The following is a 22,919-nucleotide window of genomic DNA, read 5'->3' as shown; positions in this document are numbered from 1 at the left end:
AAGCACTAACTCGTGTAAATTTGATTGAATTGTATAGATTTAGTTAAGTTTATCGTATCGGGATGCTTGGGGGAAGATGTTAAGAAGTTTACGTTTAAAAATTGCGGTAGTATTTTCGGTACTTATTTCTATGATGTTCGTAATATTAGGTACAGCTATGTATGAATTACAGAAAGAGAAGGAAGTGCGCTCCTTAGACCAGTATTCTCAAAATACGATGGATCTTGTGACAGAGCAACTTACGACATTTGTTCAAAGAACGGATGAAGATATGGGGTATTATGCGAACAGTGAGATGATTCGTAATATGCTTCAAGACGGAGTTACTCCAGAAGAGGAAGCATTTTTGACGAAAGAGTTTTCGGAGTATAAAAAGAACCATCCAGGCATTTTAGACTTATATATTGGTACGAAAGATAAAAAAACATTAAGTGCCAATCTTGCTGAAGGTGGAAAAGTGCCAGAGGGATATGATCCAACGACAAGACCTTGGTATAAAGACTCAGAAGCTGATGTGAAAACGGTTCACTGGGGACAACCTATGTATGAAATTGCAACAGGTAAGTTAAGCGTGGGAGTTTCTAAAGCAATTACAGCTCACGATGGATCTGTATTAGGTGTTGTGGCGATGGATGTATCGCTCGGAACAATTCAGAAATTACTTCATAATATTCAATACAATAACGGCGGAGAAATGTTTATTATAAATGATAAAAATATGGCTCTTGTTTACCCGGAAAAGATAGGGAAAGATGTTTCGAAAGAGCCACTTGTGCAGAGTTTAAATAAAGATGTAACAAAATATGCTGTCACTACATTAAAAGGTGAAGAGGTAGTTGCATATAGTCAGTCATTTGATTTGATGAAATGGAAGATAGGAATTTTTTATCCGAAAGAAACAATTGATGGGCTATTACATAGTACGAGAAATACAGTCATTATAATGGCATGTATTAGCTTATTCGTTGGAATCGTAGCTTCATACTTGTTTTCACGAAGATTAGCAAGACCACTGCAATTATTAACGAATCACGTTCAAAAAGTAGCAGAAGGTGATTTAACGTTGCAAATGAAAGTGACAAGTAAGGATGAAGTTGGAGAACTGACGAACCATTTTAATCATATGGTTGAACAAATGAATGAAATGGTAAGCAAAATTAAAAATAGTGTATCAACCGTGCAACAATCAACGAATAATCTACATTATTTAACGAATGAAACTGTAGCAGCTAGTAAAGAAGTGTCAGGTGCAATGGATGACGTGAGCGGAGGAGCTTCTACGCTCGCTAATAGTGTAGATGAAGTTTCAGAGCAGCTCGAGAATATGGCGCAGTCAGTGGAACAAATGAATAACTCTGTTGGTGAAATAAAAGGAGTAGCTGGTAAAGCAGAAGAGGCATCTAAGCAAGGATTAAATACGATGCGAAATTTAGTTCGTACGAGAGAACAATCCTCTTCAATTGTCGTTCATACAGAGGAAGCATCTGGAAAGTTAGAGCAAAGGGTTGGATCGATTCAAAATGTTGTAGAGCTTATAAAAGGTATTTCGGATCAAACGAATTTACTTGCTTTAAATGCTTCAATCGAGGCGGCACGTGCGGGTGAACAAGGTAAAGGCTTTGCTGTTGTTGCGGAAGAGGTTCGGAAATTAGCGGAACAATCAAAAGAAGCAACAGTAGAAATTGCGACGATGATTGGTGATGTACAAGTAGAGGTAAGACGAGTTGTAGAAGTTGTAAGTAAATTAAAAGATATTGCGGATATACAAAATAATGTTACGATAGAAGCAGAGGCGGAGTTCCGCACAATTATGTCAGTTGTTAATACGATTAGTACTTCAGTGGAACAAATTGTAGAAGAGGTCCATAACATCGGTCACGAGCAAGGAGAAATTACAGCGGTCATGCATACAATTGCTGGTACGAGTCAAGAAAGCGCAGCTGTTTCTGAAGAAGTAAATGCTGCAACTGAATCACAAGTGAATCATCTAGAAAAGGTAGCTCATACGATGGAAAGCTTGACGGAGCATATGAGAGACTTGGAAAGATTGGTTGAGCAATTTAAAATAGAGGAATAACAAATTAGTAAAATGATGCGTATTTCGGTAAAATAGATAATGGATATATAAGAAGCAATTATAGGAGGAAGACTACTATGGCAATTGTTGACGTATCGATTATTCCAGTAGGAACAGGTAATCCAAGTGTTAGTGAATATGTAGCAGAAGTACAAAAGGTGCTAGAGAAAAATGCAGATCGCGTGAAGTATCAATTAACACCAATGAATACAATTATTGAAGGAGATCTTCCTGTCATTCTAGAAGTAATTCAACAAATGCATGAAGTTCCATATACGAAAGGTGCACAGCGCGTTGCAACAACAATTCGTATCGATGATCGTCGTGATAAAGTAAGTACAATGGAGAAGAAATTAAACTCTGTTCGATCAAAATTATAAAAAAAGCAGCGATTTCCGCTGCTTTTTTCATATAGGAGGTAGATAAGATGAGTGAAAAGTTTAACGAACAATTTGATGGGTTGTTAGAGAAATACACGGAACTATTACTTGGAGAGAGCAATGAAGAGAGAAAAGAACAGGTACAGAAGTGGGCACTGTATTCTTACATAGCGAAGACGATGCCAGCTTTAGTGAAGCACTGGAATGAGACGTATCCCGATGCGAAAGAAGAGATGGTGCAGTTAATTACTGATATTAAAAGGCTGAATGAAGAAAAGAGAAATGAACAATAAAAAAAACTTGGGATAAATATAATCTCAAGTTTTCTGTATTAATATCCTCATATAATTTACATGGAATATAAAGGATTTTATAAGCATGTCGAATATTTTCGACATGCTTATTTTGTGCCTATTAAACTCTATTTTTCTAAATGTCGAAAAATATTTCAGGCATATTTATAAGCGAGAATATAGGGTTTTAAATGTTTTTATAGTATTTTATAAATTATCTAAATAATTATTTGTATCCAATAATTTTAAACAATGATATAATTTTGAAGAGGGGTAAAAAACAGATAAATTAAGTCATAGGGGTGAATTACATGGAACAATTAATGCGAAATTCGTTTCTTTTCTTATCTAAAAATAAAGCGCTAACAAAACTGGCTAAAAAGTACGGTTTACGCTTTGGTGCAGGTCGCTTTGTCGCAGGGGAGACAATTGAATTAGCGACAGCAGCTATTAAACAATTAAACAAGCAAGGACTTTGTGTAACAATCGATTATTTAGGGGAGTTCGTTGATAATGAAGCGGAAGCAAATGAAATGGCTAACCAATCGATTGAAGCAATCCGTGCTATTGGAAGAGAAGGTTTGGATTCGCAACTTTCTTTAAAGATGACTTCTATGGGATTAGATATCTCTGATGAAATTGTAATGAACAATATGCGCCGCATTTTAGAAGCTGCAAAAGAAAATGGTGTATTCGTTACAATTGATATGGAAGATTATACACGTTGCGGAAAGACAATCGATATCTTTAAACAATTAAAATCTGAGTACGATAATATCGGTACTGTTATTCAAGCTTACCTATATCGTACAGAAAAAGATATTGAGGATTTAAATGCTTATAATCCTAATTTACGTCTTGTAAAAGGGGCTTATAAAGAACCTGAAGAAGTGGCATTCCCAGACAAGAAAGATGTAGATGAAAATTATAAAAAGATTATTAAAATGCACTTATTAAATGGAAATTATACTGCAATTGCTTCACATGACGAAGCGATTATTGAATATACGAAAAAACTTGCCGAAGAACACAACATTCCAAGGGATCAATTTGAATTCCAGATGTTATATGGTATTCGCAATGAGCGTCAACTTGAGCTAGTAAAAGAAGGTTACAAAATGCGTGTTTACGTACCTTATGGAAACGACTGGTATGGCTACTTCATGCGTCGTCTAGCAGAGCGTCCAGCAAACGTTGCGTTCGTATTAAAAGGTATGGTTAAAAAATAACCAAGGAGAAAATACTCCTTGGTTATTTTAATTGCTGAAATGCGTAATGTGCCATTTTCTTCGTATCAGGATACAGTTGCTTGCGAGTAGAAGATAATACAACATTAATGACGCGTTTACCGTCTTTCTCATCCACTGTTACGACTGTATATTTTCCGAGTGCTGATAGACCGCTTTTACTTCCAATTGCATATGGATCGTCATATAGTTCTTCTCGTCCATAGTTTGCAATCTTTGGAGAGCGTTCTGAAGTATGTAGAGTTGTACGCGTTGAATTCATATATTCTAAAACAACTGGGTACTTTAATGCTTCTTTCGTAATTATAGCAATGTCATATGGTGATACTTTGTTTCCTAGTGCATCAGCACCACTTGCGTTTTTGAAAGTCGCATGCTTTGTACCAAGTTCCTTCGCTCTAGCATTCATCATTTTTACAAATTCATTTTTTGATCCTGCGATATGTTCTGCGATGGATTCAGCTATTGGATCTGCACTAATGATAAGCATCAGTTTTAATGCCTCATCACGTTTTAACTTTTCCCCAGCACGAAGTTTAATTTTCTTACTTTGACTTTCTGTTTTAATTGCGTTTTCTGTAACTGTAATTTCCTCATCCTCTTTTACATTCTCTAGTAAAAGAAGCGTTGTCATCATTTTGGCTATACTAGCCGGATAAGAGCGTTCGTCTTCTCGTTTGCCATACAAAATTTCACCTGTGTCTGCATCGATTGTAATCCCGTATTGCCCAGTGATGCTAGGTTGATCGGCTCTTACAGCTTGTTGTCTTTGTGCGTAAGAGAAGAAAATCATCCCTGTAAATAGTGTGGCAATCATTACAATCATAACTATTGTTCGTTTCATTATAATTCCCTCATTTGTTACAAATAAATTGGGCAGAAAAAGCAGCCATTACCCATTATGCCACGTTCTCTGCCCAAAAATATAGCGTTATTTTTCGCCCATATTATGCTTCTTATATTGTTGGTTATTACCTTGACGTCCTTTTTCCACGCCTCGATCAGTTGGTCCAGCGTTTCCTGTCACACTTGCTGCGCTAATTCCAGCCTTTGAAGGGTTCTTCTTAAGTTTTGCCATATATATTCCTCCAGTTTCGTCAGATTATAAAAAGGGAAAGTGTATTTTAGTGAAGAAAATACATATATAGCATGGGCAAATAAAAGAAAAATATTTATTTCAGAAAATTTTATCAATAAATATATTGCGAAAATTTAAACAGTATCATATATTTATTAGTAGAGGCTCACTCATTGATTGCGACTTATGTCGAAAAATTGAATGAGCATTCATTCAAGAATAGGGGGAGAATTGGATGTTCCAAATTAAAAAGGCTGCTGTTCTAGGTTCAGGCGTAATGGGTTCAGGAATTGCGGCACACTTAGCTAATATTGGTATTCCGACATTATTGCTTGATATTGTACCACCTGCGCTTACGAAAGAAGAAGAAGCGAAGGGACTTACATTAGAACATAAAAGTGTGAGAAATCGTTTTAGTAATACGGCACTACAAAAACTATTAAAGCAAAAACCAGCTCCTCTGACAGTGAAAGGAAATTTAGTACTGATTGAAGCAGGTAACTTAGAAGATGACCTTGAGCGTCTAGCTGATGTAGATTGGATTATTGAAGTAGTAGTTGAAAACTTAGATATTAAAAAGAAACTATTTGAAAAAGTAGATGCTGTTCGTAAACCGGGTTCTATCGTAAGCTCGAATACGTCAGGCATTTCAGTTGAAAAAATGGCAGAAGGTCGTTCAGACGACTTCCAGAAACACTTCTTAGGCACACACTTTTTTAACCCACCACGATATTTAAAACTTCTAGAGGTAATACCGACGAAAGAAACTGATCCACAAGTATTAAGCTTCATGAAACTATTTGGCGAAGACGTTCTTGGAAAAGGCGTTGTTATCGCGAAAGACACACCAAACTTTATTGGAAACCGCATCGGTACGTACGGTTTATTAGTAACTCTTCAAGAGATGGTAAAACGCGGCTATAGCATTGGGGAAGTTGATTCTGTAACAGGCCCACTTATTGGTCGTCCGAAGAGCGCAACGTTCCGTACATTAGATGTTGTCGGTTTAGATACATTTGTACACGTTGCAAATAACGTATATGAAAACGTACAAGAAGAAGAGCGCGATGTATTTAAAGTACCAGCTTTCATGCATGACATGCTTGATAAAAAATGGCTTGGAAGCAAAACAGGTCAAGGCTTCTTCTTAAAACAAGGAAAAGAAATTCTAGAATTAAATCCAGAAACAATGGAGTACGAAGCTCGCAAAAAATTAAAAGCTGCATCGATCGAGTTAAGTAAACAAGAAAAAGGTTTATCGAATAAATTGAAAGCGCTTGTATACGCGAAAGACCGCGCAGGAGAGTTGTTATGGAACATCATTACACCAACTCTTTTATACTCTGCAAAACTTCATAAAGAAATTGCTGACGATATCGTTGCAATTGACCAAGCGATGAAGTGGGGCTTCGGCTGGGAGCAAGGACCGTTTGAAGTTTGGGATGCAATTGGCGTTGAAAAGTCCGTTCAAAAGATGGAAGAAAATGGCGTAGTTGTTCCGACTTGGGTGAAAGAAATGTTAGAGAAAGGTTTCACTACTTTCTATAAACATGATAACGGAGATAGCTACTATTACGATAATGGCGAATATAAGTTAATTGAGCGTAATAAAAAGGCCATTTCTCTTAAACAATTAAAAGCGAAAAACGGCGTATTAAAGAAAAATAGTGGAGCGAGCTTAATTGATTTAGGCGACGGCATCCTTTGCTTAGAATTCCATTCGAAGAGCAATGCAATCGGCATGGATATTACGCAAATGATTAACTACGCTGTTGATGAAGTAGAAAAGAATTATAAAGGTCTTGTTATCGGTAACCAATCGAAGAACTTCTGCGTTGGTGCGAACTTAGCAATGATCTTAATGGAAGCACAAGACGACAACTACTTTGAAATTGAGTTAGTTGTGAAAAACTTCCAAGATGCAATGATGAAAATGAAATACTCTTCTAAGCCAGTTGTAGCAGCACCATATGGTATGACGCTTGGCGGAGGTACAGAAGTTTGCTTACCAGCAGCGAGCATTCAAGCTTCTAGTGAAACGTATATGGGCTTAGTAGAAGTTGGTGTTGGCTTAATCCCTGGCGGAGGCGGTAATAAAGAGCTATACATTAAACACTTAAATAAAATGGCAAACGGCGTAGAATTTGATCTACAAAAAGTTGCAAATAAAGTGTTCGAAACAGTCGCAATGGCGAAAGTTTCAACTTCAGGACAAGAAGCGGTTTCTCATAACTTCTTAGGTGATAAAGACGGTATTAGTGTGAATGGTGATCACTTACTATACGATGCGAAACAGAAAGCACTTGCTTTATATGAAGCTGGTTATAAAGCACCGATTCGTAAAAAGATACCGGTTGTTGGTGAAACAGGATATGCAACTCTTGCACTTGGTGCAGAAGCAATGCATTTATCTGGTTACATTTCAGAGTACGACCTTCATATTGCGAAGAAACTTGCATATGTCATCGCAGGCGGAAAAGTGCCGTACGGAACAGAAGTTGATGAGCAGTATTTATTAGATGTAGAACGTGAAGCATTTATTAGCTTAGTAAGTGAGATGAAATCACAAGCAAGAATGCAGCACATGCTTGTAAAAGGAAAGCCATTACGTAACTAATAACGAGGGGAGATATCGTTCATGAGAGAAGCTGTCATTGTTGCGGGAGCAAGAACACCAATTGGAAAAGCAAAGAGGGGTTCATTAAAAACAGTTCGTCCTGACGATCTAGGGGCGTTAGTAGTAAAAGAAACGTTAAAGCGTGCGAATTATGAAGGACCAATCGATGATTTAATTTTCGGTTGTGCGATGCCAGAAGCAGAGCAAGGTTTAAATATGGCTCGTAATATCGGCGGATTAGCAGGACTTTCTTACGATGTTCCAGCTATTACAATTAACCGTTACTGTTCTTCAGGTTTACAAAGTATCGCTTACGGAGCAGAGCGCATTATGCTTGGTCACTCGGAAGCGGTATTATCAGGCGGAGCGGAATCAATGAGTTTAGTTCCCATGATGGGGCACGTTGTTCGTCCGAATAGTCGCCTTGTAGAAGCAGCTCCAGAATATTATATGGGTATGGGACATACAGCAGAGCAAGTTGCTGTGAAATATGGAATTTCTCGTGAAGAGCAAGATGCATTTGCAGTAAGAAGTCATCAACGTGCTGCGAAAGCATTAGCTGCAGGGAACTTTGCTGATGAAACAGTATCTGTAGATGTAACGTTACGTACTGTTGGATCAAATAACAAACTGCAAGAAGAAACAATTACTTTTGCGCAAGACGAAGGTGTCAGAGCAGAAACGACGCTAGACATTTTAGGTAAATTACGTCCAGCATTTAACGTTCGCGGTTCTGTAACAGCTGGTAATTCTTCACAAATGAGTGACGGTGCAGCATCTGTACTATTGATGGATCGTGAAAAAGCAGTGAGCGATGGCATGAAGCCACTTGCGAAATTCCGTTCATTTGCAGTAGCGGGTGTACCACCAGAAGTAATGGGAATCGGCCCAATCGCAGCAATTCCAAAAGCGTTAAAACTAGCTGGCTTAGAGCTATCTGATATCGGCCTATTTGAACTAAATGAAGCATTCGCTTCACAATCGATCCAAGTTATTCGTGAACTTGGTTTAGATGAAGAAAAAGTAAACGTAAACGGCGGTGCAATCGCACTTGGACATCCACTTGGCTGTACAGGAGCAAAACTAACACTATCTCTTATTCACGAAATGAAACGCCGCAACGAACAATTCGGTATCGTAACAATGTGTATCGGCGGCGGAATGGGAGCAGCGGGAGTATTTGAATTACTATAAAAAAAGTGGAAGCGGCTCGTTCAGAATGTGAGGGGGATGGAGCTTCAGACGTAGAGGCGCTCTTTGCCTCGCAGGAAGAAGCGAAGCCACCGAACATTCTAGCCGCTGGAACTGGATTAGATAAAAAGTGCAGGTGGCTTGCTCAGAACAGGAGGGCGTTGGAAGCCCTGACGAAGAGGCGCTTTTTGCCTCACAGGAAGGGGTGAAACGACCGACTGTTCTAGCCACCGGAACTGGATTATAAAAAAAGTGGAAGCGGCTCGCTCACAACGAGACGCCGACAATGCAAAGAATGGAAGCAACAAAGGTTTATAAAAAATAAACGGGAGAGCCAGCTTCTTTCAAAATGAGAGAAGCGGCTTATGAAAATATGAAGGAGGAAATTTTCATGGAAAAAACAGTAGGAAGTGCGGTTAAAGGCGGTAGCTTTTTAGTAGATGAGATTACGATTGATCAAGTGTTTACGCCAGAAGATTTTTCATCTGAGCATAAAATGATTGCAAAAACGACAGAGGACTTTATCGTAAATGAAGTTCTTCCAGAGCTTGAATATTTAGAGCAACATGAGTTTGATCGTTCTGTTCGTCTTTTAAAAGAAGCTGGGGAACTTGGTTTATTAGGCGCTGACGTACCAGAAGAGTACGGCGGAATTGGTCTTGATAAAGTAAGCTCAGCGTTAATCGCAGAGAAATTCTCTCGCGCTGGTGGTTTTGCAATTACTCACGGTGCTCACGTAGGTATCGGATCTTTACCAATCGTGTTATTCGGTAACGAAGAGCAAAAGAAAAAGTATTTACCATTACTTGCAACTGGTGAAAAATTAGCTGCATACGCATTAACAGAGCCAGGTTCAGGATCTGACGCATTAGGTGCAAAAACAACGGCACGTTTAAATGCAGAAGGTACACATTACGTATTAAATGGTGAAAAACAGTGGATTACAAACTCTGCATTCGCTGACGTATTTATCGTATACGCAAAAATTGATGGAGAGCACTTCTCAGCATTTATCGTAGAGAAAGACTACGCTGGTGTATCTACAAGCCCAGAAGAAAAGAAAATGGGTATTAAATGTTCGTCAACTCGTACGTTAATTTTAGAAGATGCGTTAGTACCGAAAGAAAACTTACTTGGTGAAATCGGTAAAGGTCATATTATCGCATTCAACATTTTAAATATTGGTCGTTATAAATTAGGTGTTGGTACAGTTGGGTCTGCGAAACGTGCAGTAGAAATTTCAGCACAATATGCAAACCAACGTCAACAGTTCAAGCAACCAATCGCTCGTTTCCCATTAATTCAAGAGAAACTTGCGAATATGGCAGCAAAAACATATGCAGCTGAAAGCTCTGTATATCGTACAGTAGGCTTATTCGAAAGCCGAATGAGCACATTATCTGAAGAAGAAGTAAAAGACGGTAAAGCAGTAGCAGCTTCTATCGCTGAATATGCAATCGAGTGCTCTTTAAACAAAGTATTCGGTTCTGAAGTACTAGACTATACAGTAGATGAAGGTGTTCAAATTCACGGTGGTTACGGATTTATGGCAGAGTACGAGATTGAAAGAATGTATCGCGATTCTCGTATTAACCGTATTTTCGAAGGAACGAATGAAATTAACCGCCTAATCGTACCAGGTACGTTCTTACGTAAAGCGATGAAAGGTGAATTACCACTTCTTCAAAAAGCACAAAAATTACAAGAAGAGTTAATGATGATGATGCCAGAAGAAGTAGGCGATGAGCCATTAGCACTTCAAAAATATTTAGTAAATAACGCGAAGAAAATCGGCTTAATGGTAGCTGGATTAGCTGCTCAAAAATACGGTAAAGCATTAGATAAAGAGCAAGAAATTCTTGTGAATATCGCTGACATCGTAAGCAACTTATACGCAATGGAGTCAGCTGTTCTTCGTACAGAAAAAGCAATTAAAACAACTGGTCTTGAAAAGAATAAACAAAAAGTGTTATACACTGAAGTATTCTGCCAAGAAGCATTCAACGAAATCGAAGCACATGCGAAAGAAACACTTATCGCAGTTGAAAACGGCGACATGCTACGCATGATGTTATCATCATTACGTAAATTAACTCGCCACACACCACTTAACGTAATTCCGAAGAAACGTGAAATTGCTGCGAAAATTTTAGAAGATGAGCGTTATACAGTTTAATACCTTTAAAGAACAGTAGGCGTTTATACGGCTACTGTTCTTTTTTCTGAAAAAATGAAATTTTCAGTGGTATAAAACTAATACCATTAGTATAATAAAACTAATGGTATTAGTTTTCATGAAGAGGGAGATGGGAATATGAGAATGATGCATGAAAAAACGGTATATCAATTGTCATTTTTGCCAAGAGTGTTTCCTGTGAATTGTTACTTTGTGGAGGAAGAAGATGGTTTAACTTTAATTGATGCTGCTTTACCATATAGCGCAAAAGGGATCTTGCAGGCGGCTGAGAAAATAGGGAAACCAATTACTAAGATTGTATTAACACATGCGCATGATGATCACATCGGTGCATTAGACGCATTAAAGGAAGTAATTCCTCATGTTCCAGTCTATATTTCTAAGCGGGACGCAAAGCTGTTAGAAGGAGATACGACGTTACAAAAGGATGAACCAAATACGCCAATAAAAGGCGGTGTACCTAAAAAGATAAAAACGGTACCTGATATTTTATTAGAAGATGGTGACCGAGTTGGATCGCTGCTTGCTATTGTGACACCGGGACATACACCGGGCTCCATGTCGTTTCTTGATATAAGAAATAAAGCTCTTATTGTTGGGGATGCATTTCAAACAAGAGGAGGTACGGCTGTTTCGGGACAAATGAAATTTTGGTTTCCGTTTCCTGCGATGGCAACGTGGAGTAAAGAAATATCATTACAAAGTGCAGAGAAGTTAAGAGAATATGAGCCTTCCTTACTTGCGGCAGGACATGGGAAAATGATAAAGGATCCAGGTGCTATTATAGAGCTTGCTATTAAGGAAGCGAAGCGGAATATAGAAAGTAGAAAAGAGGGGTAATTTATGTCACCGAGAATCGGACTTACATTACAGAAAATTGTAGAAACAGCAGCAGAAATTGCAGATACAAATGGAATACAAGAAGTAACGTTAGCTTCATTAGCGCAAACATTAGGGGTACGTTCACCCTCGCTATACAATCATGTGAAAGGTTTACAAGATGTACGGAAACATCTTGGTATTTACGGAATCAAACAGCTGTATAACAAACTGGAAGAAGCGGCCGAGGGTAAACGGATGGATGAAGCAATTCATGCTTTAGGAGAAGCGTATGTAGCATTCGTACGTAAACATCCTGGACTGTATGAAGCAACTTTTTTACGAGATGAAGAAGTAAGAAAAGCAGGTGACGGAATTGTAAAGCTTTGTCTTCAAGTTTTACAACAGTACGGCTTAGAAGGAGAGAATGCACTTCATGCGACACGTGGATTCAGAAGTATTTGTCATGGATTTGCGTCGATTGAACAGCAGGGCGGATTTGGTCTGCCATTAGATTTAGATACAAGTTTACATGTATTGTTGGAAACGTTTATTAAAGGATTACGTGGAATGAGAGAGTGAATAAGAGGAGAAAAACATGAATTTGTCGCTGAGCATGCTTTTTATATAGTAGGCTTTGATTTGCTGGAGGGACAATGACAAAAGGATGTGAAGTGAAATGTTTGCAGGACATTTTGGCTTAGCGGCAGTAGTAAAAGCCAAATCACCTAAATTACCACTTTGGGTTCTCATGTTAAGCTCACAATTGTTGGATGTCATTTTTTTGCCACTTTATATTTTAGGAGTAGAGACAATTGAACCTATTAATAGGAATAGTTATGGTGAAGCAATCATTCATGCGGATTACACACACTCTTTAATAGGAGCACTGTTTATTGCTTTTGTTGCAGGAATAGTCGGTACGAGGCTGTGGGGAAAGCGAAATGGCTTTGTTATTGGAGCTGTAGTTTTTAGTCATTGGATTTTAGATTTACTTGTGCACCGTGCTGATTTGCCGTTACTTCCGGGCAATTACGGGGATTTACCTATGCTTGGTTTTGGATTGTGGAGATTTCCGGCTATTAGTATCATATTGGAATGTATTCTTATTGCGATAGGTGGTATATTATATTTCCGTTTTATCGTTTCAAGTGCGGGCGAACAAAAGAAATTTATAGCAAGAATAATCGGCGGGTTGGTAGTTATATTATTAATTTTTTCGTTGCTCATCAGTATAGTGTCTTGAATATGGATAGCCGGAAACCTTAGAAGCGATTCTAAGGTTTTTTAGTGCGTATGATTCCTGAATAATGGTAGGTGGAATTGGAAGATTAAAGATTTAGTTCGTCATTGTTAAAAATAGTTTACATCATGTTAAAAATAAATTACAATTAAAATATAGAAAATAATGTAAAAAGGAGAGGTTATGAAACAGAGTGGAATTTTACAAAATAATCTCGTTGTACTTAGAGCAGAAAAACGCTGGTCACAAACTGATTTAGCGAACAAAGCAGGGGTAAGTAGACAAACGATCGCCTCAATTGAAGCGAATCGTTACAATCCATCTTTAATTTTAGCTTTTGAAATTGCACATATTTTAGGTAAGGAGTTTCATGAAGTTTTTCAATATAAAATAGAGGGGGAAACGGAATGAGCGTTGTAATAGGGATCATAATCTCAGTAGCGGGACTAATAGGTGTTTTATATTCCACACGTTTTCAGAAGAATGAGGGGGAAGATGAAAGAGGCGAGCATATTACAGGGAATGCAGCTAAAATTTCATTATTTGTATTTTTATTTCTATATTTAGTTATCTTTTTAATAGGGAATCTATATTCGTTAACAGGCGAACAGTATAAATTAGCAAATGCATTTTTATTAGCTGGAGTGCTTTGTTCGTATGCTTTAACTATTGTAGTTTTGAAAAGAAGATATTAGATGAGAAAGAGCCTCTAGTGGTTTAGAGGCTCTTTTTTGTTAAATGATATTATTTAGCTAGTTTGAAAAATGTAAATATCGCTAAGAAAAAGCAAACGAAACTGAATGCGATGGAATCTTGATAGGGACTAGGCTCAGAGCCCTTCTGGATTTCTGTAAGGAAGTCGTGGGTTTTCATGTTTATTGCTCCTTTATATAAGAATACTTTTAATGGAACTAATACTTACTAATAGAGTTGCACTAATAAACAATAGGAAAAATGTAGTGTTACGATTTTTGTAATTGTTAAGTGCTATAAATAGAAAGCAAATGAGAAATAACATATGTGAAGGAATAGAAGTGAGTAATGGCTTTAAAGTTAATATATCAATCAACAATTTTATATACAGAATTGCATAAACCATTAAGAAGATAATTTTAAAATATTTTTGCATAAGCACACCAACCTACTATGGTTTGTTTTGAGATACTATCGTTAGTGTAAGGTGACCTTTTGAAAATTTGTATTTTTCTGTAATTATAACGTTTTTCTGTATTTATAAATAGATGTGAAATGTAAGAAAGCTTTTTCATGAATACGATTTAAAAAGAACAGAATACTAAAGAAGAATGAAAGAAGAAAGGTAGGAGTATCCTATGCAAAACTTAACAGAGCTTGAAGTAGAAAACTTACGTCATTTAATTGGTGGACACGCAACAATTATTAACAAGTTGGAGCAGTATGCACAGACGTGTACGGATCCACAACTGAAACAAATGCTACAAAAAGATGCGCAAGATGCACGAAATACGAAACAACAATTAATGACTTTCTTAGGATAGGAGGAAGCGAAAGATGAATGAAAAAGATATGGTAAATGATTATTTAGCAGGATTAAATGCAAGTTTAACAAGTTATGCAAATTATATTGCTCAGTCTGATAATGAACAGTTACACCAAACGTTAATCCAAATTCGTAATCAAGATGAAATGCGCCAACGTAATATGTATGAGTATGCAAAGCAAAAGAGTTATTACAAACCGGCAGCACCTGCAAATCCGATGATTGTACAGCAATTAAAAAGCCAATTAAGTGCGGAATAACAGGAAAAAGAAAACGAGCGAATCTATTCGCTCGTTTTCTTTTTGTATATGTCAATAAATACATAATAAATATTTTTCCAGTTGTAACAAATATGACGAAAATGGAATATAACAATTCACAAAAAGGACAAAAACTTTGCTCAATATTTCACAAAGTATCCATGGTTTCTATCGTGGGAACCTCTATAATTAGGAGTGTAAGGAACAAAAGAAATAGATTATATGATCAATTAGGAGAGATTGCTATGAAAAGACATACAAGAAAAATTGCAATTATCGGTACTGGATTAGTTGGATCAAGTTGTGCATATTCCATTGTCAATCAAGGCATTTGCGAAGAGCTATTATTAATTGATATAAATCATGAACGTGCAGTTGGGGAAGCAATGGATTTATCACACTGCATTAACTTTACAAATACAAGAACAAAAGTATATGCAGGAAGTTATGAAGACTGCAAAGATATGGACATTGTTATTATTACAGCAGGACCAGCGCCAAAACCAGGGCAAAGTCGCTTAGATACTTTAGGAGCAAGCGCAAAGATTATGGAAAGTGTTGTTGGCGGCGTAATGGAAAGTGGATTTGATGGTATTTTCTTACTTGCATCGAACCCAGTTGATATTATTACATATCAAGTTTGGAAATTATCTGGATTACCTAGAAATCGTGTAATCGGTACTGGTACATCACTAGATTCTTCTCGCTTACGAACAATTTTATCTGAAATGTTACATGTAGATCCTCGTAGTATTCATGGGTATTCATTAGGAGAACATGGTGATTCTCAAATGGTTGCTTGGTCACACGTAACTGTTGGTGGAAAACCAATTCTGCAAATATTAGAAGAACAAAAAGAACGATTTGGTGAAATAGATTTAGATGAAATCGTTGAGAAGACTGCAAAAGCCGGATGGGAAATTTATAAACGAAAAGGTACTACTTATTACGGAATCGGAAATTCTCTAGCATATATTGCAAACTCAATCTTTAACGATGATCACCGTGTAATTGCTGTATCAGCCATTTTAGATGGTGAGTATGGTGAATATGATATTTGTACAGGAGTGCCAGCTATTATTACTAGAGATGGTATAAGAGAAATTGTAGAACTAAATTTAACAGAGGATGAAGAATCTCGATTCGCAAAATCAAACGACATTTTACGTGATTATATGAAAACAATTGGCTACTAACTTATAGGAGAAGGTGAAACAAATGAAGGAATATATAATGTCTCGTGTATTTAAAGCATCAGCTGGAATCGCACAAGGTATTTTCGTATCCCTTGGAATTGGTTTACTAATCGAAAATATAGGAAGAATTGTTGATATTCCGTTGCTTATTACAATCGGAGTTGTTGCAAAATCACTTATGGCACCAGCCATTGGTGCCGGAATTGCTTTTATGCTTGGTGCAAACGGTCTTGTAATCTTCTCAGCTATGGTAGCTGGAGCGATTGGTGCCGGATCCATTTCAATTACTGAAGCAGGTCTAATTATTAAAACAGGTGAGCCAATCGGTGCATTATTAACAGCGACTTTAGCTGTATATATTGGTAAACGTTTAAGTGGAAAAACTGCGTTAGATATGATGCTCGTTCCATTTGCGGCAATATTAGGTTCTGGTTTAGTCGGCATTTGGTTATCTCATAATATTACTCCTGTTTTAAATGCAGTTGGAGCATTCATTAAAGATAGTTCAGCTGGTAGCCCGTTTATCGCTTCTATCGTCATTGCAGTCGTTTGGGGACTATTACTTATCTCACCAGCTTCATCAGCTGCGTTAGCGATCGCACTTAGCTTAGACGGTGTTGCAGGTGGTGCTGCTCTTGCAGGCTGCGTTGCTCAGTTTATCGGATTCTCTGTCATCTCAGCGAAAGAAAATAATTTAGGTGGCATATTAGCTCAAGCACTTTGTACTCCGAAAGTACAGTTGCCAAATATTACTAAAAATCCAATGATTCTCGTCCCAACTGTCGTCGCCAGTGCAATAGTTGGTCCAGTATCCGCATTAATTTTCCAACTGGAAGCAGGAAAAGAAATTGCAGGTCTTGGATTAAGTTCTCTTATCGCACCAATTAATTTAATTTCCAGCGAAGGATGGGAAGTTGTCCCAGCGATGGTAATCACTTATATCGTCATTCCAGTAGCTGTTTCTTATATACTTTACATTGCTCTTAAAAAAGCAGGTCGTATTCACTCTGGTGATATGACTGTACCGCAATCTTAACTTGAAAATCTCCTTTTATATAGAGAAAAGCAGACTGAGAAGCCACAGTCTGCTTTTTACATTTTATGATTTTGTTTTACTGGAACACGTACGGTTTCTTTTGCTAATAAAAGCTGAACGCCGAAGTAGAGTATGCTTGCAAGCGTCATTCCAGAAATGGCGTCTACAAATGCGTGTTGCTTCGTAAATAGCGTTGATAAAATAATAAGCGTACCGAAGAAGGTAAGAATGTAATATTCAAAAGCATGTTGTTCTCTACGTCTAAAGGCAGCTAACATAATGATAAAGGTAGTAAGAACGTGAATGCTAGGGAAACAGTTCACCGGTTGATCGATACTATAAATATAGCGGACTAGTTCGGAAAATACGTCTGTTCCAACGACGGTTGGACGTGGTACAGTTGTTTGCCAAAAATAATAAATAGAAAAACAAGCAAGTTTTCCAAGAATGATACTACTTAAAGTGACATAATATTGTTTTCGATCTGCAAAGCAGTAATAAATAAGTGCGCCGTATAAGTAAGGAAACCAAATTAAATAAGGAATAATAAATGCTTTCACAAATGGAATCCAATCATCTACTACAGTTGTGACATCTACTGCGTGTACAGTCGATTTATTTAATACATCGTAAAGGGGACTTACGAGTACGAGTAGAAGTATATAACTTAACGGAAGAAAAGATGAAAGTTTAAATTTCTTCATGATAATCTCCTATGTTTAGTAATGTAAGTAAATTCAATTGATTATAATATAGAAACGCAATTTGGGCTATCGATTTTACTTACATTTTCTTGAATGAACCTTACGTTTTTGTCACTTGACTGAAAAGAAGGGGAGGGTGCTAAATGAAGCGTTTATCGTATTTCTTAGTTTTTATATTCATATGCCTAGTCGGTGCTGGGTGTGCAAAGGATAAAGAAGGAGAGAAATTAGAATATAACGGAAGAGCACTAGTAATTGGAGTTGTTGGAGAAAAACCGAAAGATACGTTTAGGAATGTAAAGTTTGAGGAAATAAAGTTAGAGGAACTGGAAAAGAAATCTAAGGAAGTAGATGGTTTTCTAATAATGAAAGATCACTTTCAAGAAGCCTCAACAGAGCAATATAAAAATGTATTTTCATCACTAAAGAAACCAGTATTTTTTATCGGTTTACAAGATAAATCATATTCGATTTTTATTACAAAAGGGATAGAGTATAACAGTGCCCGAAAAGATGTAAATGCGATGTATACGCAAGGGTTTGCAAATATCGGAAGTGGTGAAGGACAACAATGGGCAGTTGGTTTATCTAATGGCGGAAATACAGAAGAAAGTATTCATAATATGTATATCGTCGTATTTCAAACAATTGCAGATTATTTGAATAGATGAGGAAGAAGCCTGTAAACAAGGTTTCTCCTTTATTTTGCATTCAGGAATTGGTTATATAATGGTCCAAATGATTCCATTTTTATGAGGTTACTAGTAGGGCTTTTTTATTAACAGTAATTCCTCAATATACACGAAATATGCAAATATGCATATTGTATTTATTTGGAATTTTTGTATGTTAAAATTAAATATAGAGATTTTTATATGTAATGAACTAAAATTAGAAATATCCAATGAATTTTGAGAGGTGTTACATGTTTAAAAATAAGAAATTAATTCGATTCGGTCTAACATTACTTGTATGTTTATTTGTAATTGATTTTACAATCAGTTATTTTCAAACATATCTTGAATCAGCGGCAGGTATTAAATGGGCAGTATCAGAAACTTGGAGAACTATTTTGTTAGATGCCCCTGAAAGTATATTGGTTATTTTAGGCGCAATTGCTTTATATGATTTCACAAAAGAAACATCGCCAAAAGACGCATCTATTTAAATGCGTCTTTTTTATTTCATGCAATTAGCAATTTTGTGGATGGTAGTCTTGCTATCAATGATAGAGCATTATGCCATACAATGAAGATAATATTAGAAATTTATGGGGATGATTACGTTGAGGGAATTTTTAATTAGTTATGCTGCAAGCCTGCTTACTTTTACTATTATATGGTTCTTAATACCGTATATTTCGGATCCTAGTTATTCTAACGAGAATGGTTTACCTAACATAGTTGGATTTATTGTAATTCTCATCATATTTGGTAGTGTATTAGATCTTGTAGCTTGCCTAATTGGAGAAGTGTTATACAGGAACATAAAACAATGTAGGAAGTTTCGAGTTGGAATTCCTGTATTTATTGGACTATCTCTTATCTATATATTTATACTCTCTCTTTTTACTATTACTAGTGCATATGCTTCTAGTTTAGTTGCACCTATTATTATGGGTTCCTTAGCTTTTTATGTAGTACGTAGAAAAATATAATTAACCTCAGCTAACGATAATGATGTAAATAAGCTAGTGGCGATTCCGCAAAGAGTTTAAATAAACTACGAAAAAGTAGAAAAGTATACATTTCTGCTTTAATAAAGGATACGTTTACCTTTAGATTGATGATAAAAAAGAAGTGCTCCTGTTTCTAAGCAAGGGCACTTCTTTTTATATTTCAGTCAGTAATTTGAATTTCATATTCTCAGGAGCAGTTACTTTTGCTTTATTGATGATAGGCTTAATAACTTTTTTATGGGCTCACTACTACGGTCAAAATCGTTAGTTCCTTTCATCTGTACGCCTTTGTCATGTAAAGTGTTTCCGGGTTTTGTGACTATAGGCTGAACTGGTTAAATAAACGTTTGTTTAAGATGTATGTTCGGCAGGAAGAAAACGATGCAGCTCAAGGGTTAATAAAGAAAAAAGGAAATTAATCAAACGTTTGTTTAAGATGTATGTTCGGTAGGAAGAAAGCGATACAGCTCAAGGGTTAACAAAGAAAAAAGGGGAGTTAATCAAACGTTTGTTTAAGATATATGTTCGGAGAGTGATAAGAGAAGAATCTAAAAAAATTTATATATTTATTTTTCCTTAACAAATGGCGGAAAAATAAGAAAAATTCGCAGGATTATTAAAAATTATCACGAAATAAGTAAAAGTTTAGCGAATAATGGTTTGAAATAATAAAACGTTTTCTATATGATAAAGGTAAAGGTTAGTAAAAAAGTAGGTGAATTTATGACAGTAACATTTTATTCATATCCAAAGTGTGGCACATGTCAAAAAGCAAAGAAATGGTTTGAGGCAAACGATGTAGCATATGAGATGATTCATATTGTTGAAAATCCACCATCAAAAGAAGATTTACGTAATTTACATGAAAAAAGTGAATTACCATTAAAAAAATTCTTTAATACAAGTGGAATGCGTTACCGTGAACTTGGTCTGAAAGATAAGTTAAAAGATGCAAGTGAAGACGAAATGTACGAGCTTTTAGCATCTGATGGCATGTTGATTAAACGTCCAATTGTAACAGATGGAACGAAGGTAACACTTGGTTTTAACGAAGAGCAGTTTGAAAGTGTGTGGAAAAAGTACCAATAAGGTATTTTTACATAATTAATACATTCACTGGAGGTACAGTCATGAGCATTCCAAATAATTTACGTTACTCTGAAGAACACGAATGGGTAAAAACTGAAGGTAATGAAGTTGTTATCGGTATTACTCACTTTGCACAAAGTGAGCTAGGCGATATCGTATTCGTTGAACTTCCAGAAGTAGGTGCAACAATCGAAGCTGACGAGCCATTCGGAAGCGTAGAATCTGTTAAAACAGTTTCTGAATTATACGCACCTGTAAGCGGTAAAGTTGTAGCAGTAAACGAAGAATTAAGTGACCAACCAGAACTTGTTAACGAATCTCCATACGAGGGTGCATGGATGGTTAAAGTTGAACTTTCTGATGCAAGCCAAGTTGAGAAGTTATTAACTGCTGAAAAATATGCAGAAATGACAAACCAAGACTAATTATAGTCGACTGAAGGACAGCCTTTGTGCTGTCCTTTTTTATTTTGTGTTACATAATGCATTTAAAAACGAGCGCAAATGAATAAGCTATTATGGGAATGAATGTTTTTCGATAAGGTTTCATGGGGCTTTGTAATCTGAACGAGCCGCTTGCGCTTTTCATTATGATCCAGCTCCAGCAGCTAGATTGTTCGGTGGCTTCGCTTCTTCCTGCAAGGCAAAAAGCGCCTTTACGTCAGAAGCTCCATCCCCCTCACAATCTGAACGAGCCGCTTGCGCTTTTCATTGTCTAGCTCCACCTCCTAGCCCTTCATGTCTAAGAACCTTCCGCACGAGAAGACAAAAAGCGTCTTCTGTGCGAAAGAACCTTAGCCAACAGGGCTAAGCAGTCGGTTCCGCTTTTCACTATGATCCAGCTTCAGCGGCTAGATTGTTCGGTGGCTTCGCTTCTTCCTGCAAGGCAAAAAGCGCCTTTACGTCAGAAGCTCCATCCCCCTCACAATCTGAACGAGCCGCTTGCGCTTTTCTTTTGCAAAAATAAACAGGAAACAACATGAAAATAACGAATATACTATATACTAAGTTAAAGGTTGTATAGTATATGGTGATCGGGTGATGACATATGATTTATGTAGAAAAAGTCATTATTGTAGAAGGTACATCAGATAGAAGAAAGATTGAATCTATTATTCGGGAACCGGTGGAAATTGTTTGTACAAATGGTACAATTGGTTTGTCGAAAATGGATGAGCTCGTTGATCAGTTTTTTGATAAGGAAGTGTATGTGCTAGTGGATGCTGATGATGCTGGAGAAAAGTTAAGGAAACAGTTTCGAAAAGAATTTCCGCAAGCAGAGCATATTTATATTGATCGCTCGTACCGGGAAGTGGCAACAGCGCCATCTTCACACTTAGCAAATGTATTATGGGGAGCTGACATTGACGTTTATACAGAATATTTACGGTAAGGAATGATAGAAGTGATTGATTGGACAGGAGCCGAAGCTACAGCCCTAATAGAGAACGAAGAAAAAACAGTGTTATATGTATATACTCCAATGTGTGGAACATGCCAATTAGCAAAAAAGATGTTAACAGTCGTTGAGATGACAATTGAAGATTTGAAAATTGGGATGTTAGATTTAAATTATGCTCCGCATTTCGCGAAAGAGTATGGAATTGAAAGTGTACCGTGTTTACTTGTTTTTGAAAATGGGACACTCATGAAGAAGATATATGCATTTCATTCGGTTGAATATTTATATACGGAATTAAAGTAGGCGGCAAAGTTTTTGCCGCCTCGACATATTTCTTGGGAAATATGTCGAGATGCAGGGTGGTTACAGTATTTGTCGAGCGAAAGTAACAGGATTGCTCTTGAGTGAGAGGGAATGGTATGTGTAATAGAAAGTGATATGAAGGATGTGATTTAGAGTGAAATTATATTCTTTGCTTCAATCATTTGTAAATTACGCTAATGGTCAATATCATTTAGAGCCGCTTTTAAGACAAGGAGAAAAAACTGTTAATTTCCGCTTTGGAGATGAAAGTTGTTCGTTACAAATTTCAAGAGATTATATAGAACTGTTGAAAGAAGAAAGAGGAACGGAGCAAATCGTTTGTGTAGATGAAGAAGATGTAAAACAATTGGTGAATGGCAATGTACGATTGCAAACGTTAATGAACGATGGACGTATACAATATTCGGGAACGTATCGAACGATGTTATTAATTGAATCGATGTTTCATATATGTAAACCGATGTCAGTGGGCGCTTAAAATTCTGAAGTTTCGTTTTTTACAAAAATTTCTGTTGACATGGTGTGTGGATATTGATACAATTCAATTCATAAAATATAGACAATTTCATA

At 36.8% G+C, this 22,919-nt stretch carries 27 protein-coding genes; 24 read left to right on the top strand and 3 right to left on the bottom strand.

Translation table 11 applies throughout. The features are described 5' to 3' along the window. The first annotated feature begins 76 nt into the window (after positions 1–76). The 4 genes from NST14_RS25635 to NST14_RS25620 all read left to right on the top strand — a co-directional run bounded on the left by NST14_RS25635 (position 77) and on the right by NST14_RS25620 (position 3,979). Positions 77–2,077 (top strand): methyl-accepting chemotaxis protein, encoded by a 2,001-nt coding sequence (locus NST14_RS25635; RefSeq protein WP_229143414.1) that lies wholly within the window; start codon positions 77–79, stop codon positions 2,075–2,077. A 77-nt stretch (positions 2,078–2,154) separates the two neighbouring features. Further along, positions 2,155–2,457, top strand: coding sequence for an MTH1187 family thiamine-binding protein (locus tag NST14_RS25630; protein WP_001018860.1), 303 nt, complete (start codon positions 2,155–2,157; stop codon positions 2,455–2,457). Positions 2,458–2,504: 47 nt separating this feature from the next. Next, positions 2,505–2,750: a YusU family protein gene (locus NST14_RS25625; RefSeq protein WP_001290594.1), complete on the top strand. Its 246-nt coding sequence runs from the start codon at positions 2,505–2,507 to the stop codon at positions 2,748–2,750. A 311-nt stretch (positions 2,751–3,061) separates the two neighbouring features. Further along, positions 3,062–3,979, top strand: a complete 918-nt coding sequence (locus tag NST14_RS25620; protein ID WP_000436775.1) for a proline dehydrogenase family protein — start codon at positions 3,062–3,064, stop codon at positions 3,977–3,979. Between the two features lie 22 nt (positions 3,980–4,001). Here the strand turns inward: NST14_RS25620 and NST14_RS25615 are convergent, their stop codons facing one another. Both NST14_RS25615 and NST14_RS25610 read right to left on the bottom strand, forming a co-directional pair. Continuing rightward, the gene (locus tag NST14_RS25615; protein ID WP_000831472.1) at positions 4,002–4,841 is read right to left on the bottom strand and encodes a D-alanyl-D-alanine carboxypeptidase family protein; all 840 of its coding nucleotides are present in this window, start codon (positions 4,839–4,841) and stop codon (positions 4,002–4,004) included. Between the two features lie 87 nt (positions 4,842–4,928). Beyond that, the gene (locus tag NST14_RS25610) at positions 4,929–5,075 is read right to left on the bottom strand and encodes a YuzL family protein (protein ID WP_001096347.1); all 147 of its coding nucleotides are present in this window, start codon (positions 5,073–5,075) and stop codon (positions 4,929–4,931) included. A gap of 235 nt (positions 5,076–5,310) precedes the next feature. Here NST14_RS25610 and NST14_RS25605 point away from each other — a divergent pair, with 235 nt between their 5' ends. The 12 genes from NST14_RS25605 to NST14_RS25550 all read left to right on the top strand — a co-directional run bounded on the left by NST14_RS25605 (position 5,311) and on the right by NST14_RS25550 (position 17,153). Next, on the top strand, positions 5,311–7,692 hold the full coding sequence (locus tag NST14_RS25605; RefSeq protein ID WP_229143413.1) for a 3-hydroxyacyl-CoA dehydrogenase/enoyl-CoA hydratase family protein: 2,382 nt from the start codon (positions 5,311–5,313) through the stop codon (positions 7,690–7,692). A gap of 21 nt (positions 7,693–7,713) precedes the next feature. Beyond that, positions 7,714–8,886, top strand: coding sequence for an acetyl-CoA C-acetyltransferase (locus NST14_RS25600; protein WP_001206345.1), 1,173 nt, complete (start codon positions 7,714–7,716; stop codon positions 8,884–8,886). A 388-nt stretch (positions 8,887–9,274) separates the two neighbouring features. Beyond that, positions 9,275–11,059: an acyl-CoA dehydrogenase family protein gene (locus NST14_RS25595; RefSeq protein ID WP_000416296.1), complete on the top strand. Its 1,785-nt coding sequence runs from the start codon at positions 9,275–9,277 to the stop codon at positions 11,057–11,059. 138 nt (positions 11,060–11,197) lie between these two features. Next, positions 11,198–11,920 carry an MBL fold metallo-hydrolase gene (locus NST14_RS25590; protein WP_001242587.1) on the top strand — a complete coding sequence of 241 codons (723 nt, stop codon included), beginning with the start codon at positions 11,198–11,200 and terminating at the stop codon, positions 11,918–11,920. 3 nt (positions 11,921–11,923) lie between these two features. Next, entirely contained in the window at positions 11,924–12,481 is a 558-nt protein-coding gene (locus NST14_RS25585; RefSeq protein WP_046198708.1) for a TetR/AcrR family transcriptional regulator, read from the top strand. 97 nt (positions 12,482–12,578) lie between these two features. Then, positions 12,579–13,145 (top strand): hypothetical protein, encoded by a 567-nt coding sequence (locus NST14_RS25580; RefSeq protein WP_061131766.1) that lies wholly within the window; start codon positions 12,579–12,581, stop codon positions 13,143–13,145. Positions 13,146–13,325: 180 nt separating this feature from the next. Beyond that, positions 13,326–13,553, top strand: a complete 228-nt coding sequence (locus NST14_RS25575; RefSeq protein WP_000813828.1) for a helix-turn-helix transcriptional regulator — start codon at positions 13,326–13,328, stop codon at positions 13,551–13,553. After that, complete coding sequence (locus NST14_RS25570; RefSeq protein ID WP_000117695.1) at positions 13,550–13,837, top strand: DUF2178 domain-containing protein; 288 nt, start codon at positions 13,550–13,552, stop codon at positions 13,835–13,837. The genes NST14_RS25575 and NST14_RS25570 overlap by 4 nt, the downstream gene beginning before the upstream one ends. Before the next feature lie 636 nt (positions 13,838–14,473). Continuing rightward, positions 14,474–14,659, top strand: a complete 186-nt coding sequence (locus tag NST14_RS25565; RefSeq protein ID WP_001180555.1) for a hypothetical protein — start codon at positions 14,474–14,476, stop codon at positions 14,657–14,659. 13 nt (positions 14,660–14,672) lie between these two features. Then, positions 14,673–14,921, top strand: coding sequence for a spore coat protein (locus NST14_RS25560; protein ID WP_001002987.1), 249 nt, complete (start codon positions 14,673–14,675; stop codon positions 14,919–14,921). Between the two features lie 245 nt (positions 14,922–15,166). Further along, on the top strand, positions 15,167–16,117 hold the full coding sequence (locus tag NST14_RS25555; RefSeq protein WP_000820657.1) for an L-lactate dehydrogenase: 951 nt from the start codon (positions 15,167–15,169) through the stop codon (positions 16,115–16,117). Between the two features lie 22 nt (positions 16,118–16,139). After that, complete coding sequence (locus NST14_RS25550; RefSeq protein ID WP_000666170.1) at positions 16,140–17,153, top strand: PTS transporter subunit IIC; 1,014 nt, start codon at positions 16,140–16,142, stop codon at positions 17,151–17,153. 56 nt (positions 17,154–17,209) lie between these two features. Here NST14_RS25550 and NST14_RS25545 read toward each other — a convergent pair whose 3' ends face one another. Then, the gene (locus NST14_RS25545; protein ID WP_000713754.1) at positions 17,210–17,857 is read right to left on the bottom strand and encodes a phosphatase PAP2 family protein; all 648 of its coding nucleotides are present in this window, start codon (positions 17,855–17,857) and stop codon (positions 17,210–17,212) included. A gap of 143 nt (positions 17,858–18,000) precedes the next feature. On the opposite strand from NST14_RS25545, the gene NST14_RS25540 reads away from it, so the two are divergent. The 8 genes from NST14_RS25540 (at position 18,001) to NST14_RS25505 (ending at position 22,827) form a co-directional block, all read left to right on the top strand. After that, a complete protein-coding gene (locus tag NST14_RS25540; RefSeq protein WP_000826892.1) occupies positions 18,001–18,528 on the top strand; it encodes a hypothetical protein in 528 nt (175 codons plus the stop codon). Positions 18,529–18,782: 254 nt separating this feature from the next. Beyond that, positions 18,783–19,025, top strand: a complete 243-nt coding sequence (locus NST14_RS25535) for a DUF3937 family protein (protein ID WP_000475829.1) — start codon at positions 18,783–18,785, stop codon at positions 19,023–19,025. Positions 19,026–19,142: 117 nt separating this feature from the next. Further along, a complete protein-coding gene (locus tag NST14_RS25530; protein WP_001206595.1) occupies positions 19,143–19,514 on the top strand; it encodes a hypothetical protein in 372 nt (123 codons plus the stop codon). Between the two features lie 744 nt (positions 19,515–20,258). Next, positions 20,259–20,624 (top strand): arsenate reductase family protein, encoded by a 366-nt coding sequence (locus tag NST14_RS25525; RefSeq protein ID WP_000218967.1) that lies wholly within the window; start codon positions 20,259–20,261, stop codon positions 20,622–20,624. 41 nt (positions 20,625–20,665) lie between these two features. Continuing rightward, complete coding sequence (gcvH, locus tag NST14_RS25520; protein ID WP_000026900.1) at positions 20,666–21,049, top strand: glycine cleavage system protein GcvH; 384 nt, start codon at positions 20,666–20,668, stop codon at positions 21,047–21,049. A gap of 622 nt (positions 21,050–21,671) precedes the next feature. Next, positions 21,672–22,016 carry a toprim domain-containing protein gene (locus NST14_RS25515; RefSeq protein WP_000640869.1) on the top strand — a complete coding sequence of 115 codons (345 nt, stop codon included), beginning with the start codon at positions 21,672–21,674 and terminating at the stop codon, positions 22,014–22,016. A 3-nt stretch (positions 22,017–22,019) separates the two neighbouring features. Next, entirely contained in the window at positions 22,020–22,328 is a 309-nt protein-coding gene (locus NST14_RS25510; RefSeq protein ID WP_001998544.1) for a thioredoxin family protein, read from the top strand. Positions 22,329–22,482: 154 nt separating this feature from the next. Continuing rightward, positions 22,483–22,827: a hypothetical protein gene (locus NST14_RS25505; RefSeq protein WP_048557138.1), complete on the top strand. Its 345-nt coding sequence runs from the start codon at positions 22,483–22,485 to the stop codon at positions 22,825–22,827. Positions 22,828–22,919: the final 92 nt, after the last annotated feature.

Source organism: Bacillus sp. FSL W8-0519 (genome assembly GCF_038005585.1).
Classification (GTDB): Bacteria; Bacillota; Bacilli; order Bacillales; family Bacillaceae_G; genus Bacillus_A; species Bacillus_A paranthracis.
Note: the sequence above shows the minus strand (reverse complement) of the source record. Positions and strands in the feature narration are given on the sequence as shown.